Annotated in this window: 14 protein-coding genes; all 14 read left to right on the plus strand. The window is 43.3% G+C overall.

All coding sequences use genetic code 11. From position 1 onward, the window contains the following. The first annotated feature begins 174 nt into the window (after nt 1–174). The 14 genes from fusA (at nt 175) to DEF30_RS07430 (ending at nt 15,337) form a co-directional block, all read left to right on the plus strand. A complete protein-coding gene (gene fusA / locus DEF30_RS07365; RefSeq protein WP_294097769.1) occupies nt 175–2,265 on the plus strand; it encodes an elongation factor G in 2,091 nt (696 codons plus the stop codon). Nucleotides 2,266–2,427: 162 nt separating this feature from the next. Next, entirely contained in the window at nt 2,428–3,384 is a 957-nt protein-coding gene (locus DEF30_RS07370; RefSeq protein ID WP_294097745.1) for an ROK family protein, read from the plus strand. Nucleotides 3,385–3,537: 153 nt separating this feature from the next. Further along, nucleotides 3,538–4,164 carry a histidine phosphatase family protein gene (locus tag DEF30_RS07375; protein WP_294097747.1) on the plus strand — a complete coding sequence of 209 codons (627 nt, stop codon included), beginning with the start codon at nt 3,538–3,540 and terminating at the stop codon, nt 4,162–4,164. A 12-nt stretch (nt 4,165–4,176) separates the two neighbouring features. Then, a complete protein-coding gene (locus DEF30_RS07380) occupies nt 4,177–5,430 on the plus strand; it encodes a competence/damage-inducible protein A (RefSeq protein WP_294097748.1) in 1,254 nt (417 codons plus the stop codon). A gap of 28 nt (nt 5,431–5,458) precedes the next feature. Beyond that, entirely contained in the window at nt 5,459–7,015 is a 1,557-nt protein-coding gene (locus tag DEF30_RS07385) for an ABC-F family ATP-binding cassette domain-containing protein (protein ID WP_294097750.1), read from the plus strand. Nucleotides 7,016–7,117: 102 nt separating this feature from the next. Continuing rightward, nucleotides 7,118–7,810, plus strand: a complete 693-nt coding sequence (locus DEF30_RS07390; RefSeq protein ID WP_294097752.1) for a FadR/GntR family transcriptional regulator — start codon at nt 7,118–7,120, stop codon at nt 7,808–7,810. Between the two features lie 333 nt (nt 7,811–8,143). Further along, nucleotides 8,144–8,494 carry a CidA/LrgA family protein gene (locus DEF30_RS07395; RefSeq protein ID WP_294097754.1) on the plus strand — a complete coding sequence of 117 codons (351 nt, stop codon included), beginning with the start codon at nt 8,144–8,146 and terminating at the stop codon, nt 8,492–8,494. Next, nucleotides 8,491–9,183: an LrgB family protein gene (locus DEF30_RS07400; protein ID WP_294097756.1), complete on the plus strand. Its 693-nt coding sequence runs from the start codon at nt 8,491–8,493 to the stop codon at nt 9,181–9,183. Before DEF30_RS07395 ends, DEF30_RS07400 begins: the two co-directional genes overlap by 4 nt. Before the next feature lie 23 nt (nt 9,184–9,206). Continuing rightward, nucleotides 9,207–9,995 carry an electron transfer flavoprotein subunit beta/FixA family protein gene (locus tag DEF30_RS07405; RefSeq protein ID WP_294097758.1) on the plus strand — a complete coding sequence of 263 codons (789 nt, stop codon included), beginning with the start codon at nt 9,207–9,209 and terminating at the stop codon, nt 9,993–9,995. 12 nt (nt 9,996–10,007) lie between these two features. Beyond that, a complete protein-coding gene (locus DEF30_RS07410; RefSeq protein WP_294097760.1) occupies nt 10,008–11,207 on the plus strand; it encodes an electron transfer flavoprotein subunit alpha/FixB family protein in 1,200 nt (399 codons plus the stop codon). 2 nt (nt 11,208–11,209) lie between these two features. Continuing rightward, nucleotides 11,210–12,607 (plus strand): FAD-binding oxidoreductase, encoded by a 1,398-nt coding sequence (locus tag DEF30_RS07415; protein WP_294097762.1) that lies wholly within the window; start codon nt 11,210–11,212, stop codon nt 12,605–12,607. A 191-nt stretch (nt 12,608–12,798) separates the two neighbouring features. After that, nucleotides 12,799–13,383, plus strand: coding sequence for a hypothetical protein (locus tag DEF30_RS07420; RefSeq protein ID WP_294097764.1), 585 nt, complete (start codon nt 12,799–12,801; stop codon nt 13,381–13,383). A 135-nt stretch (nt 13,384–13,518) separates the two neighbouring features. Then, a complete protein-coding gene (locus tag DEF30_RS07425) occupies nt 13,519–13,863 on the plus strand; it encodes an FMN-binding protein (protein WP_074913139.1) in 345 nt (114 codons plus the stop codon). A gap of 109 nt (nt 13,864–13,972) precedes the next feature. Beyond that, the gene (locus DEF30_RS07430; protein ID WP_294097767.1) at nt 13,973–15,337 is read left to right on the plus strand and encodes an MATE family efflux transporter; all 1,365 of its coding nucleotides are present in this window, start codon (nt 13,973–13,975) and stop codon (nt 15,335–15,337) included. The last annotated feature ends 377 nt before the right edge of the window (nt 15,338–15,714 follow it).

The following is a 15,714-nucleotide window of genomic DNA, read 5'->3' on the forward strand; positions in this document are numbered from 1 at the left end:
GTGGATTGGAAAATAAACTTTCCATTGAATTCACCGAATATACTACAATATTAAGAAAAAAGACTAGCCTGATTATAGAAAATACTCAGAAAATTTGATATGATGAGAAGGAAGTTAAAGGTTTTCATTGAAAGCCTATCTAAAAATCATACAGCAGGAGGAAATGATATGTATATTAAAGAGTACCGTATCAAAAACTTACGCAATGTCGGAATAATCGGCCACAGTGGCACTGGAAAGACATCTCTGGCTGAAGCGCTTCTTTACTATACCAAGTCCATCGACAGACTGGGCAGAGTAGAAGACGGCACCACGACAACAGACTTTGATTCTGAAGAGAAGAAGAAGCAGATTTCACTCCAGGCTTCTGTGGCTCCATTTACCTATCAGGATATCAAGTTCAATATGGTGGACGTACCCGGATTCTTTGATTTTGTTGGAGAACAGATTCAAGGAATGAGAGCCGTGGACGTGGCAACCATCGTTGTATCCGCAGCTTCTGGAATTGAAGTTGGAACAGATAAGGCGTGGGACTACTGCAATAAGATTAAACTTCCAAGAACTTTTTTCATCAACAAACTGGACCGTGACCATACAGATTTTGATAAAGTCTTTGCTCAGCTGAAAGAAAAATATGGCATGAGTGTTGTTCCGATCCAGTACCCCATTGGAAAAGAAGAAAATTTCCATGGCGTCATCAATATTATTTCCAACCGTGCAAGAATACATGATCCCAAGACCTTTGAAATGAAGGAAGCTCCTGTTCCAGAGGATTTAGTGGATAAGGTCAATGAACTTAGAGAAATGATCATTGAGTCTGTGGCTCAGACCGATGAAGAACTTCTGGAGAAGTACTTCGGTGGAGAAGAACTGACTCATGAAGAAATATACAATGCACTCATCAAGGGCTGTGCATCTGGAGACATTGCCCCTGTCACTTGTGGTAGTGCGTCCAAGGTCATCGGTATGACAACGCTTCTTGAGGATATGATTGAATGTTTCCCAACACCGGAATATGCCATCCCGCAGAAAGCGGTTGTGGTGGAGACTGGAGAAACAGAGTTTATTCCTCTTTCAGAAGACAAACCATTCTCCGGACTTGTGTTTAAGACCATCGCAGACCCCTTTGTCGGAAAGATTTCTCTTTTTAGAGTCATCACCGGACACATCCGTCCAGATACGCCGGTTTTCAACACCAATCAGGACAAGCCTGAAAAGATCAATACGTTGATCTTCCTAAGAGGAAAGAACCAGATCCTTACAGATAAAATCATCGCTGGAGACATTGGTGCGGTAACAAAGCTGCAGTATACCAAGACCGGTGAAACCATCTGTGACCCTAAATTCAAGGTAATTTATGACAAATTCAATTTCCCTCAGCCCACCATGACCATGGCTGTCATGCCAAAAGCGAAAGGGGATGAGGATAAGATTTCTTCCGGTCTTCAAAGACTGGTGGAAGAAGATCCTACCTTTACCATGGAGAGAGACCCTGAAACTGCAGAGATCCTCATCTCTGGACAAGGGGATACGCATCTTGAAATTCTTGCTTCCAGACTGAAATCCAAGTTCAGCGTGGATGTGGAGCTTAGAAAGCCTAGAATTCCATATAGAGAGACCATCAAGAAGAAGTCTGATGTTCAAGGCAAGCATAAGAAGCAGTCCGGTGGACATGGACAGTATGGAGATGTCAAAATCATCTTCGAACCACGTCCTGATGGAGAAGATGAACTGCTCTTTGTGGATAAGGTTGTCGGTGGTGCAGTACCTCGAAACTACATTCCTGCAGTAGAAAAAGGCCTTCGTGAATCCATTCAGGAAGGAATTCTGGCTGGATATCCCGTGATTAAGCTTCAGGCTACCCTATACGATGGAAGCTTCCATCCAGTGGATTCTTCTGAAATGGCCTTTAAGGTTGCAGCGAATCTTGCCTTCAAGAAAGGTATGGAGATGGCAAGCCCAGTGCTTCTGGAGCCCATCATGAAAGCCAGCATCATCATTCCGGATGAGTACATGGGAGATATCATGGGAGACATCAACAAGAAGAGAGGACGTGTCCTTGGTATGGAGCCTGTGGATGGCAAGCAGATGGTTATGGCCGAGGTTCCTCTATCAGAAATGCAGACCTATGCGACGGACCTGCGTTCCATGACTCAGGCAAGAGGCGATTTCCAGATGGAATTCTCAAGATACGAGGAAGTTCCACCTTCAGAAGTTCAGAAGATCGTGGAAGAGACCAAGAAGTTCAAAGAATCAAAAGAATAAAGACCCAAGAAGATCCGGTGAAATGCTGGATCTTCTTTTACGACAGGAACTCTAAGAAGTGGTGAGAAGAAAACCGAATACCTAAATTTTTAGCGAATGGATAGGGTATCCAGGTAACCCATGATATAATTGAAGCAAATGTGTAGTGTATGGAGGATGAACATGAAGAAATATGTGATTGGTGTAGATTTAGGCGGAACGAAAATCACCACTGCCATCAGCGATCTTGAAGGAAATATTGTGGAAAAGACGACCCTAGCCACTGGATCCCATTTGGGAGAAGAGGTGGTCATGAATAGAATATTTGAATCTATCTCCATGGTGCTGGAAGCTTCTCAGATCAGTGATGAGGAGGTCAGGGCCATCGGAATTGGTTCACCAGGTCCACTGGATGCGGAAAAAGGAACCATCATCACAACACCCAATCTTCCTTTCAAAAATTACAATGTAGTAAAGCCCATTGAAAAGAAGTTCGGGATTCCCACCTATCTGGACAATGATGCCAATGCGGCAGCTCTAGGAGAGTATGCTTTTGGTGCGGGAAAAGGCACAAAGCACATGCTGTATCTCACAGTATCCACGGGCGTAGGCGGAGGAGCCGTTCTCAATGGAAGACCTTACAGAGGAAACACATCCAATGCATTAGAAGTGGGTCATATGACCATAGAGCCCTTCAGCAAGCATCAGTGCAACTGCGGAAAGTATGGAGATCTTGAATCCCTTTCATCAGGTACTGCCATTGCCAAAAGAGCGAAGGAAGCAGTAGCTGCTGGAAGAGAGACCTCCCTGAAAGAGGTGGAGACCATCACCAGTTACGAAGTGCATCAGGCATATCTGGCTGGAGACGAGGTAGCCAAGGAGATTCTGGATCAGGCGTTCATGTACCTAGGCATCGGGATCGCAAACCTCATTGTGAACTTTGATCCTGAAGTCATCGCCATTGGGGGAGGCGTTTCTAAAATAGGGGACCTCTTCTTTGACAAGGTGAAGGCTTCCGCCCGTGAGAGAAGCTTTGACTTTATGTTTGATGCCACCAAGATTGTCCCAGCAGAACTTGGACAGGATGCAGGGGTCATTGGCGCCATCGCTCTGGCTTTGATTGAAAGTGAAAACAAATAAGGTGAACTGAAACTGGAGTTTTTCCGGAGAGTCTGCTCTTTGGGAAAACTCTTTTTCAAGCCAAAGGATATCTGTCCCCACTGATTTGCAAAGTAAATCAGTGTTTTCATGGTACTTCACATATGGTAGAATAGATGGGTCAGAAAAAGAGAAGTGGGTGTAAAAATGCTGAACCTTTATATCACAAGACATGGGGAGACCCAGTGGAACACACAAAAAAGACTGCAGGGGTGGATGAACTCGCCTTTGACAGAGCGTGGCATTGCCCAGGGGAAAATGCTGCATGAAGCTGTAAAAATGTACAACATAGAAAAAATATACACCAGTCCCAGTGAACGTGCCGCAAAGACGGCCCTGGCCGCCAAAGGCCATTTGCCCCTTGAGGTGGAGTTTCTGGAAGAACTGAAAGAAATGAATATGGGAGACTGGGAAGGAAAGACTTTGGAAGAAATCAGAGCCAAGGAACCAGACAACTTTGAAAACTACTGGAATAAGCCTCATCTCTTTCAAAAGAACTCTGGTGAGAATTTTGATGAAATATTGGGAAGAGCCCAGAAGGCCCTGGACATCATTACCAAGAACCATGCTGCTGGAAATATACTCATCGTGACCCATGGGGTTACCTTAAAAGCGCTTATGAGTCAGTTCAGTCCAGAAGGATTCATTGAATTCTGGAAAAAACCGGTGGTGGAGCAGGCCAGCATTTCAAAGATCGTCATCAGCCCGGAAGGAAGCAGTGAAATCGCACTGTATGGCGATACGAAGCACTTTAGTGTATAGGAGAGTAAGTAGATGAATGCAGAAATTATGGCAGTAGGCACGGAGCTTCTGCTTGGAGATATTGTGAACACCAATGCCCAGTACCTGGCCAAGGAGCTGGCTCTTTTAGGATTTGGCATCTATAGACAGACCACAGTGGGGGACAATGAGGTTCGGCTGGAAATTGCGCTGAAAGAAGCGCTGAAAGAAGCAGATATTGTCATCACCACGGGAGGTCTTGGGCCTACGCCGGATGACATCACGAAAGAAATCTCAGCGAAAGTATTCTCTCAGGAGCTGGTTCTTCATGAACCTTCTTACAAAGTGATTGAAACCTATTTTAGAAACAATGCAAGAGCCATGGAGAACGGGAATCAGAAGCAGGCTATGTTTCCAGCTTCTGCCATCGTCCTTGATAACCCCAATGGCACGGCACCAGGATGTATCATCATCGGGCCGGAGAATAAGTTTATCATCAATTTGCCAGGTCCTCCACGGGAAATGAAGCCCATGTTTGAAATCAAAGTGAAGCCATTTCTTCTGCAGTTCATGGAGCACACCATCATCTCCAAGACTCTGAGGTGTATTGGCCTTGGGGAATGGGATATGGCCACAAGAGTGAAGGATCTCATAGATACCTCAGAAAATCCCACCGTAGCTCCTTATGCGAAAGACGGGGAGTCCATTCTTCGTATTACTGCAAGAGCCAAGACAGAAGAAGAAGCAAGACTGATGATTGCACCTGTAGAAGAGGAAATCAGAAGGCGGATCGGGGAATACATCTATGGCATTGATGAAGACACGCTGGAGGATGTCATAGGACGAGAACTGGTTTCACACAATAAAAGTATTGCCATTGCAGAGTCTGTAACAGGCGGCATGATTGCGTCCAGACTGCTTTCTTACGAGGGAGGCATGTCCAAAGTGCTGAATGAAGCTTTTGTCACCTACAGTGACGAATCAAAGGTAAAATATCTTGGTGTGAAAGAAGAGACATTGAGAAGCTTCGGTGCGGTCAGTGAGGAAACTGCAAGAGAAATGGCGCAGGGACTTCATGAGGCTACAGGCAGCGAAGTATGCCTCGTCACCACAGGAATTGCAGGTCCCACAGGAGGATCCGAAGAGAAGCCTGTTGGACTTGTCTACATAGGGATTTATCTGGATGGAGCAGTCCATGTGTGGAAAAGATACTTCACAGGCGGACGAGAGAGAATCAGAATACGCACCACCATAGCCGCTCTGGATTATCTGAGAAGACTGATGAACGGAATAGAAGTGGTAGAATAATGAATTTAAGAAAAGGTAGAGAGAGAATTTGAGTATATTAACAGTAAAAAACGTCAGCCACGGTTTTGGAGACCGTGCCATATTTGAAGATGTGAGCTTCCGTCTTTTAAAAGGAGAACACGTCGGAATCATCGGCGCCAATGGAGAAGGGAAATCCACCTTCATGAATATCGTCACAGGAAAACTGATGCCGGATGAAGGAACAGTGGAGTGGGCAAATAGAGTCCGAGTAGGTTATCTTGACCAGCATTCCAGTCTTCAGAAAGGAGCCACCATCCGAGATGTTCTGAAAAGTGCCTTCCAGTATCTTTTTGATATGGAGCAGGAGATCTTCACCATTGGAGATAAGATGGGCTCTTGCACAGAAGAGGAGCTCTACAAGCTCATGGATGAAATGGGGACTTTGCAGGACATCTTAGACAACAGCGGATTCTACAACATCGATCCGAAGGTGGAGGAAGTGGCCAGAGGACTTGGTCTTCGGGATGTAGGTCTTGATAAGATGGTGGATGAGCTTTCAGGAGGACAGAGAAGTAAGGTGCTTCTTGGGAAACTTCTTCTGGAGTCTCCAGATATCCTTCTTCTGGACGAACCGACAAACTATCTGGATGAGGAGCACATTGACTGGCTGAAGGTTTACCTGAAGAGTTATGAGAATGCGTTTATGCTGATTTCCCATGATATTCCGTTTATCAACGAAGTGGTGAATCTTATTTATCATATGGAAAATAGAGCTCTAACCCGTTATGTCGGAAATTATGATGCTTTCCAGGAAGTCTATGAGGCCAGAAAGAAGCAGGTGGAAGCCGCCTATGAAAGGCAGCAGCAGGAAATTGGAAAGCTCGAAGACTTCATTGCGAGAAACAAAGCACGAGTGGCCACTTCCAACATGGCCAAATCCAGACAGAAGAAGCTGGATAAGATGGATAAGATTGAGCTTATGAAAGACAAACCAAAGCCAAGCTTTGATTTTAAAATTGGAAAAACGTCTGGAAAACTGATCTTTAAAACAGATCATCTGGTCATCGGATATGACGAACCGCTAACGAAGCCTGTGAATGTGTATCTGGAAAAAGGAATGAAGGTAGCGCTCACTGGAGCCAACGGTCTTGGAAAATCTACTCTTCTAAAGAGTCTTATGGGGCTTCTTCCTCCGTTCAGCGGAGAAATCGAAACAGGTGAGAACATCGAAATCGGTTATTTTGAGCAAGAAGGCCAAAAGGACAACTATAATACCTGTATTGAAGATTTCTGGGCGTCCTATCCAGCGTATAACCAGTATGAGGTCCGTAGTGCTCTAGTCAAGTGCGGTCTTACTACAAAACACATTGAATCAAAAGTCATGGTACTCTCTGGTGGAGAACAGGCAAAGGTGAGACTTGCCAAGGTGATGAACCGGGATGCCAATGTGCTGATTTTGGATGAGCCAACGAACCATCTGGATCAGGATGCGAAGGATGAACTGAAAAGAGCGCTTCAGGAATACAAAGGCACAATACTTCTGGTTTCTCATGAGAGAGAGTTCTATGAGGAAATTGCTACACATATCTGGAATTGTGAGGAGTGGACGAGGAAGATTTTCTAGCTCGGATGGTCCGCATCCTGTCTTTGAAGATTTTCGAGCCTTGCATTCAAATGGTTTCTAATAGGCTACAGAAACAGGAGAAATAAGAACTGGAGGTTTATCATGTATACGCCGGTAAAAAATACAAAAGTATATGAAGAAGTCATTGAACAGATCAAATTTATGATTACCAGCGGAGAGCTCAAAAAGGGCGAAAAACTCCCACCGGAAAGAGAACTGGTGGAGAAGTTTCAAGTCTCAAGAACATCGGTGAGAGAAGCGCTTCGTGCACTCCAGATCATTGGTCTCATCGAAAGCAAACAAGGCGGAGGAAACTATATCAGAGATAGTTTCGAAGACAATCTCATTGAGCCCCTCTCCTTGATGTTTGTCCTTCAGAACAGTAAAAACATGGAAATTCTGGAACTGAGAAGAGTTCTGGAAGTGGAAACCGTAAGACTTGCAGCAAAGAAGATCAGTGAAGAGTCCCTCCACCGGATGAAAGAAATCGTAGAGATCATGCGAGAGACCCTGGATGAGAAATATAATGTGGTTCTAGATAAGGAATTTCATTATATCATCGCCAAGGAGTCTGGAAACAGGCTCATTGTCAGCATCCTGACAGCAGTATCTTCCCTGATGGACTCCTTTATCAAAGAAGCGAGAGAAGCAATTCTGTCCCATGAGGAGAATAAGGAAATCCTGCTTCAGCATCATGAGAATATATACAGAGCTTTGGCAGAGCGTGATGAGGAAAAAGCAGCTGAAGTGATGCAGGAACATATGAATCTTATAATCAGATATATGGAACTTTAGTTTTATGGAGAAGCACACCGTCCAAATGGAAGGCAAGTGCTTCTTTTGTTTGCTATACAAAGACGAATATTGATAAATATAAAACAAAATCAATAGAATATGTGAGCGTTTTATTGAAATAAAATAAATTTCACGATCTTTCCAGTGGGAAGCAGCATTTCAATTAATAGAAAGCATGCTGATTCAGGAGAGTTGGTCATAGAGGCAGAGGTAAAATCTGCATGTTAATTTCTAAACTATGCTTTAAACGTTTTCAAAATTATGTTAACATTACATCATAAATTGGTCAGACCAATAGACCATAGTACCAAATCGAAATTCAAGGAGGCCTTTATGAAACTGTTAAGACAACTAGCCTGGGTGCTTCTGATTCTTCTCTTAGGAGAAGCAGTGAGAGTTTTTTCCGGTATCAGTATCCCTGGAACAGTCATCGGTATGATTCTTTTATTTCTGCTCCTTTTATCTGGATTGCTTAAATTGGAGCAGATCGCAGATATTTCTAAATTTCTACTGGATCATCTGGCCTTTCTCTTTGTGCCCGCTGGAGTGGGTCTTATGTCTAACTTTCAGGTGATCAAGGAAGCGTGGCTTCCGATTCTAGCAATTATTCTAATTTCCACCGTTCTTGTCATGGGAGTCACAGGTTGGACAATTCAGCTGATGAAAAGGAGAGTAAAGTCATGATGGATTTTCTTAAAACGCCGGTTTTTGGTATTTTACTTTCAGTGGTCTGCTATGAAATCGGAATTCTCATACAGCGAAAAACAAAGAACCCCATTTTGAATCCCCTTCTACTGGCGATCATCTTTGTGATACTTGTGCTCATAGTTTTTGAGATACCGAAAGAAACCTATGATCTGGGAGGAAGCTACATCCTGTTTCTTCTTGGACCTGCCACCGTTGTCATGGCTGTTCCGCTCTACAGGCAGATCAATCTTCTGAAGAAAGACTGGCTTCCAATCCTGGTTGGTATTTTCGTTGGCAGTGCAACTTCTGTCCTTAGTGTCATCGGTCTTGCAAGACTCTTTGGTGTCAATATTGAGATTGCAGTGTCCATGCTGCCAAAATCAGTGACCACAGCCATTGGAATGGAAGTGTCAAAGGAAATCGGAGGGGTTGTGTCTTTGACTGTTGCGGTCATCGTTCTTACGGGGATCCTGGGTGCGGTCATGGGACCTTTTATTCTTAAAATACTGGGAATCAAAGATGAGGTGGCCCAAGGCGTGGCCATGGGCACGGCGTCTCATGCAGTAGGAACTTCTAAAGCTATGGAGCTTGGTGAAACGCAAGGGGCCATGAGCGGTCTTTCTATAGGTATCGCAGGACTTGCCACCGTACTCATCATTCCACTGGTTATCGGGTTGTTAGGTTAATTTATATATATGGGGAGGATTATATGAAAATTGTAGTGTGTATTAAACAAGTTCCAGGTTCCAATAAAGTGGAAGTGGACGAAAAAACAGGAGTGCTGAAGAGAGATGGGGTGGATTCCAAAATGAATCCTTATGATCTGTATGCCTTGGAGACTGCACTTCGGATGAAAGAGCTTCATGGCGGAAGCATCACAGCACTGACCATGGGACCTAAACAGGCAGAAGCAGTACTTCGTGAAGCGTATATGATGGGTGTGGACGAAGGTGTGTTGGTATCGGATAGAAAGTTTGCAGGAGCAGATGTGCTTGCCACTTCCTATACATTATCCCAGGCGGTGAAAAGCTTGGGAGAGTTTGATGTGATCATCTGCGGAAAACAGACCACCGATGGCGACACAGCTCAAGTTGGACCTGAGATGGCGGAGTATCTTAACATTCCCCACGTAGCCAATGTGACAAAAATTGTGCGCTATGAAGAAGGCAGAGTTGTTGTGGAGATGGATATGCCAACCACAGTGGAAGTTGCTGCTGTAGAGTATCCATGCCTTATGACTGTAGAAAAGGATATTTTTTCACCCAGGCTTCCTTCCTACAAGAGAAAAATGGAAACTGCTGACCGGGAAATCAAAGTTCTCAGTGTCAAGGATTTCTTTGATCAGGATGAAATGCATTACGGACTCAATGGATCGCCAACTCAAGTAGAACGGATTTTCCCTCCTGAAAGTACTGGAGAAAAGGAGTTCTATAGAGGAGACTCAAAAGTGGTTTCCAGACAGGTTTCCGATAAACTTGTTGAACTAAAACTGGTATAGGGGGAAGAATAAATGAAAAAACTAATTGTTCATGATCATTTGGTGACGAAAGAAAATCTGATAGAACTTGTGAGTATCTGTCCATTCCATGCACTGGAAGAGAAAGATGGAAAACTCTCCATCAATGAAGGCTGTAAAATGTGCAGCATCTGCGTGAAACGTGGACCTCAGGGAGTCATGGAGATGGTGGAAACAGAAGAGGAATCCGCTATTGATAAATCACAGTGGCAAGGAATCGCCGTTTATGTGGACCATGTGGACGGGAAAATTCATCCTGTAACTTTGGAGCTTCTTGGAAAAGCGAAAGAGCTTGCGGAGAAAGTAAAGTTTCCAGTGATTGCGCTATTCATTGGTTCAGGGATCAAGAATCAGGCAGAAGAGCTTCTGCATTATGGAGCGGATAAAGTTTACGTATATGACCATAAGGAGCTTCAGTATTTCAGAATTGAGCCCTATGCGAAAGCCTTTGAAGCATTCATTCATGAAGTGAAACCTTCCTCCATTCTAGTTGGAGCAACTACTATAGGCCGATCCCTGGCTCCAAGAATTGCCGCAAGATTCAAGACTGGGCTCACGGCAGACTGTACAGTCCTTGAAATAAAGGAGAACAGTGATCTTGTACAGATCAGACCAGCCTTTGGTGGAAATATCATGGCCCAAATCAAAACGCCCAACACCAGACCACAGCTTGCCACGGTGCGTTACAAGGTAATGAATGCTATAGAAAGAATGGAAGAGGTTACAGGAGAGGTGCTGATAAGAACTTTACCAGAGAAAGATCTTGTATCAAGAATTGAAGTGTTGGAAGTGCGTGAAAAGGAGACTGAAATAAGCATCTCCGATGCAGAGACCATTATTGCGGTGGGACGTGGTGTAAAAAGCGAAAAGGACATGGCTTTGGTGAAAGAGCTGGCAGAACTTCTAGGTGCACAGATTGCAGGAACAAGACCACTGGTGGAAAGTGGATGGATTGAAGCGAAGCGTCAAGTGGGGTTAAGTGGAAGAACTGTGAAACCAAAGCTTATGATTACCCTTGGCATCTCTGGATCCGTTCAGTTTGCTGCTGGTATGAATGGCTCAGAACATATATTTGCAATAAATAATGATGAGAATGCATCCATTTTCAATGTAGCTCATTACGGTATTGTTGGTGACTTATATGAAGTATTACCTCAGCTTATTGAAAATGTGCGAAAGACGAAAGGAGCCTAATTATGTCCTATAAAAAAATCGATGCACAAGATGTGCAGTATTTAATTTCGGTACTTGGAAAAGATAGAGTATATACAGGTTCTTCCATCAGTGAGGACTACAGTCACGATGAACTTGGCGGGATTGAATCCATGCCGGAGGTCATGGTGGAGGTGTTAAACACAGAGGAAGTATCAAAGGTTATGAAACACGCCTATGAAAACAACATACCTGTGGTGGCAAGAGGCTCTGGAACTGGCCTGGTCGGAGCATCTGTCCCCATTCATGGGGGGATCATGATCAATATGACCAAAATGAACAAAATCAAAGAGCTCGATGAAAACAATCTGACACTGACGGTAGAACCGGGTGTTATGCTCATGGAGATTTCCAAGTATGTGGAAGATAGAGATTTCTTTTATCCTCCAGACCCGGGAGAAAAAACTGCAACCATTGCTGGGAATATCAACACCAATGCAGGTGGAATGCGTGCCGTGAAATATGGTGTAACCAGAGACTATGTAAGAGGCCTTGAAGTGGTTTTGCCAAATGGTGAAATTCTCAAGGTAGGCGGTAAAGTTGTGAAGAACAGCTCAGGATACAGCATCAAAGACCTGCTCTGCGGTTCGGAAGGGACACTAGGTGTGGTGACAGAAGCCACATTGAAGCTTTTGCCATTACCAAAGAAAGTTGTGAGTCTTCTCATTCCATTTCCAAATCTTGACCTTGCCATCAGTACAGTGCCGAAGATCATAAAGTCTAAGGCTGCACCGACGGCCATTGAGTTTATGCAAAGAGAAGTCATTCTTGCAGCGGAGGAGTTCTTGGATAAAAAATTCCCAGACAACTCCTCAGATGCTTATCTTCTTCTTTCTTTTGATGGGAATACGTTGGAGGAAGTGGAGAAAAACTATGATACAGTAGCGAAACTCTGTCTGGACAGCGGTGCGCTGGATGTGTTCATTTCAGACACGGAGGAAAGAAAACAGAGTATTTGGTCTGCAAGAGGTGCATTTTTGGAGGCAGTGAAGGCATCCACCACTGAAATTGATGAATGTGATGTGTGTGTGCCTAGGGACAAGGTGGCGGAGTTCATAAACTTTACCCATGATCTTCAGGATACTTTTAATGTCAGAATCAGAAGCTTCGGCCATGCCGGTGACGGAAATCTTCATGTTTATGTCTTGCGTGATGAATTAGATGAAGAAGGATGGAAACTGAAACTGGAAGCTGTTTTTGAAAAGATGTATGAAAAAGCCCGAGAGCTGGAGGGCGTAGTATCCGGAGAGCACGGTATAGGATTTGCAAAGAAACCTTACATGTATGAGCAGTATGATGAGAGCTATATGTCGCTGTTAAAGAACATCAAACTGGCATTCGATCCGAAAAACATTCTCAATCCCGGAAAGGTGTGTCAATAATCTCTTAAACCAAAGAACTTAGTGCGTCCACTCCCGAGGACACACTAAGTTTCTTTTTTTGCTCAGTATTTTTAGCAAACCATCAGAACTAGCACAGGCATTTTCATGTACAATGGTATATAGTAGAAGTTAGAGCAGTCTATCGGATGAAATAGCAGAAAAAGTCTGTGCAGAATTTGAGGGAATGAGATATGGGTAAAATTAATGGAGTGGTAAAAGATTATAAAGGAAATATTCTAAAGGATGCGGAAATTCTCTTTGTGGATCCTGGGATGAATGTTTTAGCCAGCGGATACAGCAATGAGGACGGAGAATATTATCTTCAGCTGAATGACCGTACAACAGGTATGGTTGTAGCGACGCATTCCTATGGCGAAAAGTATCTGGCTTATGCTGAGCATAATCTATACAGCCAGAAAGATTATAGAATTGATGGAGTACTTGGAGAAATTGAATTTCTGAATTTCAAAAGACAAGTTGGTGCGAACAGGAGTGTATTCTCGTGCAGTTTTCAGGTGGTTTCTCTACTTGAAATGAAGGAAAATAAACCAAACTGGTCACCAAGTAATATGGAAAAGTATTTTGCTCTGAACCTTGGCGAAGAGGAGATCAGAGAGTATCAGCTGAGAAAAGAGAGTGACACTGTTGAGGTGGATGGACATTGGCTTGATACATATACTTTGTCGTTTCAATTACCCCAGGAGTATCGAGGGAAACTGCTGGAATTATCCTATAAGAGTTCTGATGCTGTTGGATTTCTTAAAATTTATCTCTAGTTTGATAAAAATCCTTAAAACTTTCAGGTGCAGTTGAAAAATTTGAAAGATAGAGATAAAATAAGTAGTGTTTAAGGACAGAATCCATGGATTTATCTTTAGACAAAATACATATGTATAAAGGAGAGGTCATAGATGAAGAAAATTGTTATGCTTGCAGCTTCTGTACTTCTTTCCGTGGGTGTTCTTGTAGGGTGCGGATCTTCTGCAGCTCTTAAGGATGGTTCTTACCAGGGAGAAGCTCAGGGACACAACGGTGTGATTAAGCTTACTGTTACTGTAGCGGACGGAGTAATCTCCGGAGTTACTGTAGATGAGAATGCAGAAACACCAGAATTATTCCCAAGTGCTGAAGAGAAGGTTATCCCATCTGTTGTTGGAAAGAAGTCCGCTGATGATGCTGAAGTAGCATCAGGTGCAACTGTTTCCTCCAATGCTCTGAAGGAAGCCATCAACAAGGCACTGGAACAGGCTAAGTAAAAACCAGAACAGATTATTTGATTATCCCCATGGAACTTCTAGGTATACTGAAGATTCATGGGGTATAATTATGTCGTGAAATATTTAAATGAGCAAGGAGCTTAGCTATATGGGCGAAAAAGTGAATCTGACCCATGGTCATATCGGTGCAACTTTGACAAAACTTGCGCTGCCGATCATGGGTACTTCTTTTGTACAAATGACATATAATCTGACAGATATGTTCTGGGTAGGAAAACTTGGAAGCAATTCTGTGGCAGCTGTGGGAACTGCGGGGTTTTTCGCCTGGTTCTCTTTTTCTCTGATCCTTCTTTCTAAAATTGGCGCAGAGGTCTTTGTGGCCCAGCATCTTGGTAAGGAAGATGAAGAGGGTGCTAAGAACTACGCGAGGAGCGCTATTCATCTTAATATGTTCCTCGCAGTTTTATATGGAGCTTTTCTATTGAGCATGAGGCATCCTCTCATCAGTTTTTTTAATTTGGGAGATCCTGAAGTTATTGGTCTTGCCACGGGATATCTGAGCATCATTGCAGTGGGAGTTCTCTTCTCTTTTATCAATCCGGTTTTTACTGCGATTTTTAATGGTTCTGGTAACAGCAGGACACCATTTCTTATAAACCTTACAGGTTTAGGACTCAATATGATTCTGGATCCTGTTTTTATTCATGGGTTTGGTCCACTAAAACCCATGGGAGTGTATGGGGCTGGCTATGCAACAGTTCTTGCCCAGGTGATTGTGACGGTGATTTTTATCATCATCATGGCTACCAGCAGAGACAGCTTCTTTAAAATCAATATTTTTAAACGGATTGATTTGTCCAGAATAAAAATCATCATAAAGCTGGGTTTACCCGTTGGTATACAGAACGGCCTTTTTTCTATCATTGGGATGGTTCTGGCTCGGATTATATCTGTGTATGGTCCAGAAGCCATTGCAGCACAGAAACTGGGTTCTCAGATTGAGTCCATATCCTGGATGACTGCCAGCGGATACTCCACCGCAATTAGTGCTTTTGTTGGTCAAAACTATGGAGGGAAGAAATATGACCGAATCATGAAAGGATATTTCTCGGGCTTGAGACTCATGTCCTTCATTGGTATTTTTGCCATGGCTCTTTTGTATTTCTTTGCTGTCCCTCTGTTCACCATTTTCATAAATGATCCCATAACGGTGGAAATGGGAGCGTCTTATCTCATGATCATTGCCTTCTCCCAGTGGTTTGCCACACTGGAGATCTCCAACCAGGGAGCGTTCAATGGACTTGGCAAGACTTTCTACCCATCCGTGGTGGGGATAGTTTTTAATCTACTAAGAATCCCCATGGCGTATTTCTTTTCCCAGGATTTAGGCTTGGGTTTAGATGGAGTATGGTGGGCCATTACCGTGTCCAGTATTTTTAAAGGTCTTGTTTTATTTGCATTCTTTTATCTAGTAGTAATCAGGAAGTACAGAAAAACTGGAGAAATCAGTTAATATTTAAGAAAACCCTCTTCTCTATTTCGATAGGAAGAGGGTTTTTTGTGGGCTAAAAATCCGGAGCTAAGAGAGAGAATGTGCGCGCTCTATCTATGAGATTTCAATGTATTAACGACATCTTAACAAAAACTTTACCGTGTGTATCACGATATGAAAAAAGAAGATATTTAAAGAAAAAGAGAACTATGGAAAGATAAACTCATTTTTTAAAGATATTTGGCAATTTGGGCTCAAAATAAAATGTTATTATTATGAACGTCGCCGAACGAGTCTTGTTTCAAGGTCTTCAGCGATTGACAATGTAGTACCCCGGTACTATAATGAAAATGTTCTCTCAAAAAGAGAATGCAAAAACAGTTCTTTGAAAATTAAAC

This window comes from Proteiniclasticum sp. (genome assembly GCF_003514505.1).
Classification (GTDB): domain Bacteria; phylum Bacillota; class Clostridia; order Clostridiales; family Clostridiaceae; genus Proteiniclasticum.

Bases quoted from the DNA above. Each gene is read 5' to 3' on its own strand.
- DEF30_RS07420 (WP_294097764.1), top strand. From the start codon at position 12,799: ATGGGTAAAATTAATGGAGTGGTAAAAGATTATAAAGGAAATATTCTA.
- DEF30_RS07370 (WP_294097745.1), top strand. From the start codon at position 2,428: ATGAAGAAATATGTGATTGGTGTAGATTTAGGCGGAACGAAAATCACC.
- DEF30_RS07430 (WP_294097767.1), top strand. From the start codon at position 13,973: ATGGGCGAAAAAGTGAATCTGACCCATGGTCATATCGGTGCAACTTTG.
- DEF30_RS07410 (WP_294097760.1), top strand. From the start codon at position 10,008: ATGAAAAAACTAATTGTTCATGATCATTTGGTGACGAAAGAAAATCTG.
- DEF30_RS07400 (WP_294097756.1), top strand. From the start codon at position 8,491: ATGATGGATTTTCTTAAAACGCCGGTTTTTGGTATTTTACTTTCAGTG.
- DEF30_RS07395 (WP_294097754.1), top strand. From the start codon at position 8,144: ATGAAACTGTTAAGACAACTAGCCTGGGTGCTTCTGATTCTTCTCTTA.
- DEF30_RS07425 (WP_074913139.1), top strand. From the start codon at position 13,519: ATGAAGAAAATTGTTATGCTTGCAGCTTCTGTACTTCTTTCCGTGGGT.
- DEF30_RS07380 (WP_294097748.1), top strand. From the start codon at position 4,177: ATGAATGCAGAAATTATGGCAGTAGGCACGGAGCTTCTGCTTGGAGAT.
- DEF30_RS07390 (WP_294097752.1), top strand. From the start codon at position 7,118: ATGTATACGCCGGTAAAAAATACAAAAGTATATGAAGAAGTCATTGAA.
- DEF30_RS07415 (WP_294097762.1), top strand. From the start codon at position 11,210: ATGTCCTATAAAAAAATCGATGCACAAGATGTGCAGTATTTAATTTCG.
- DEF30_RS07405 (WP_294097758.1), top strand. From the start codon at position 9,207: ATGAAAATTGTAGTGTGTATTAAACAAGTTCCAGGTTCCAATAAAGTG.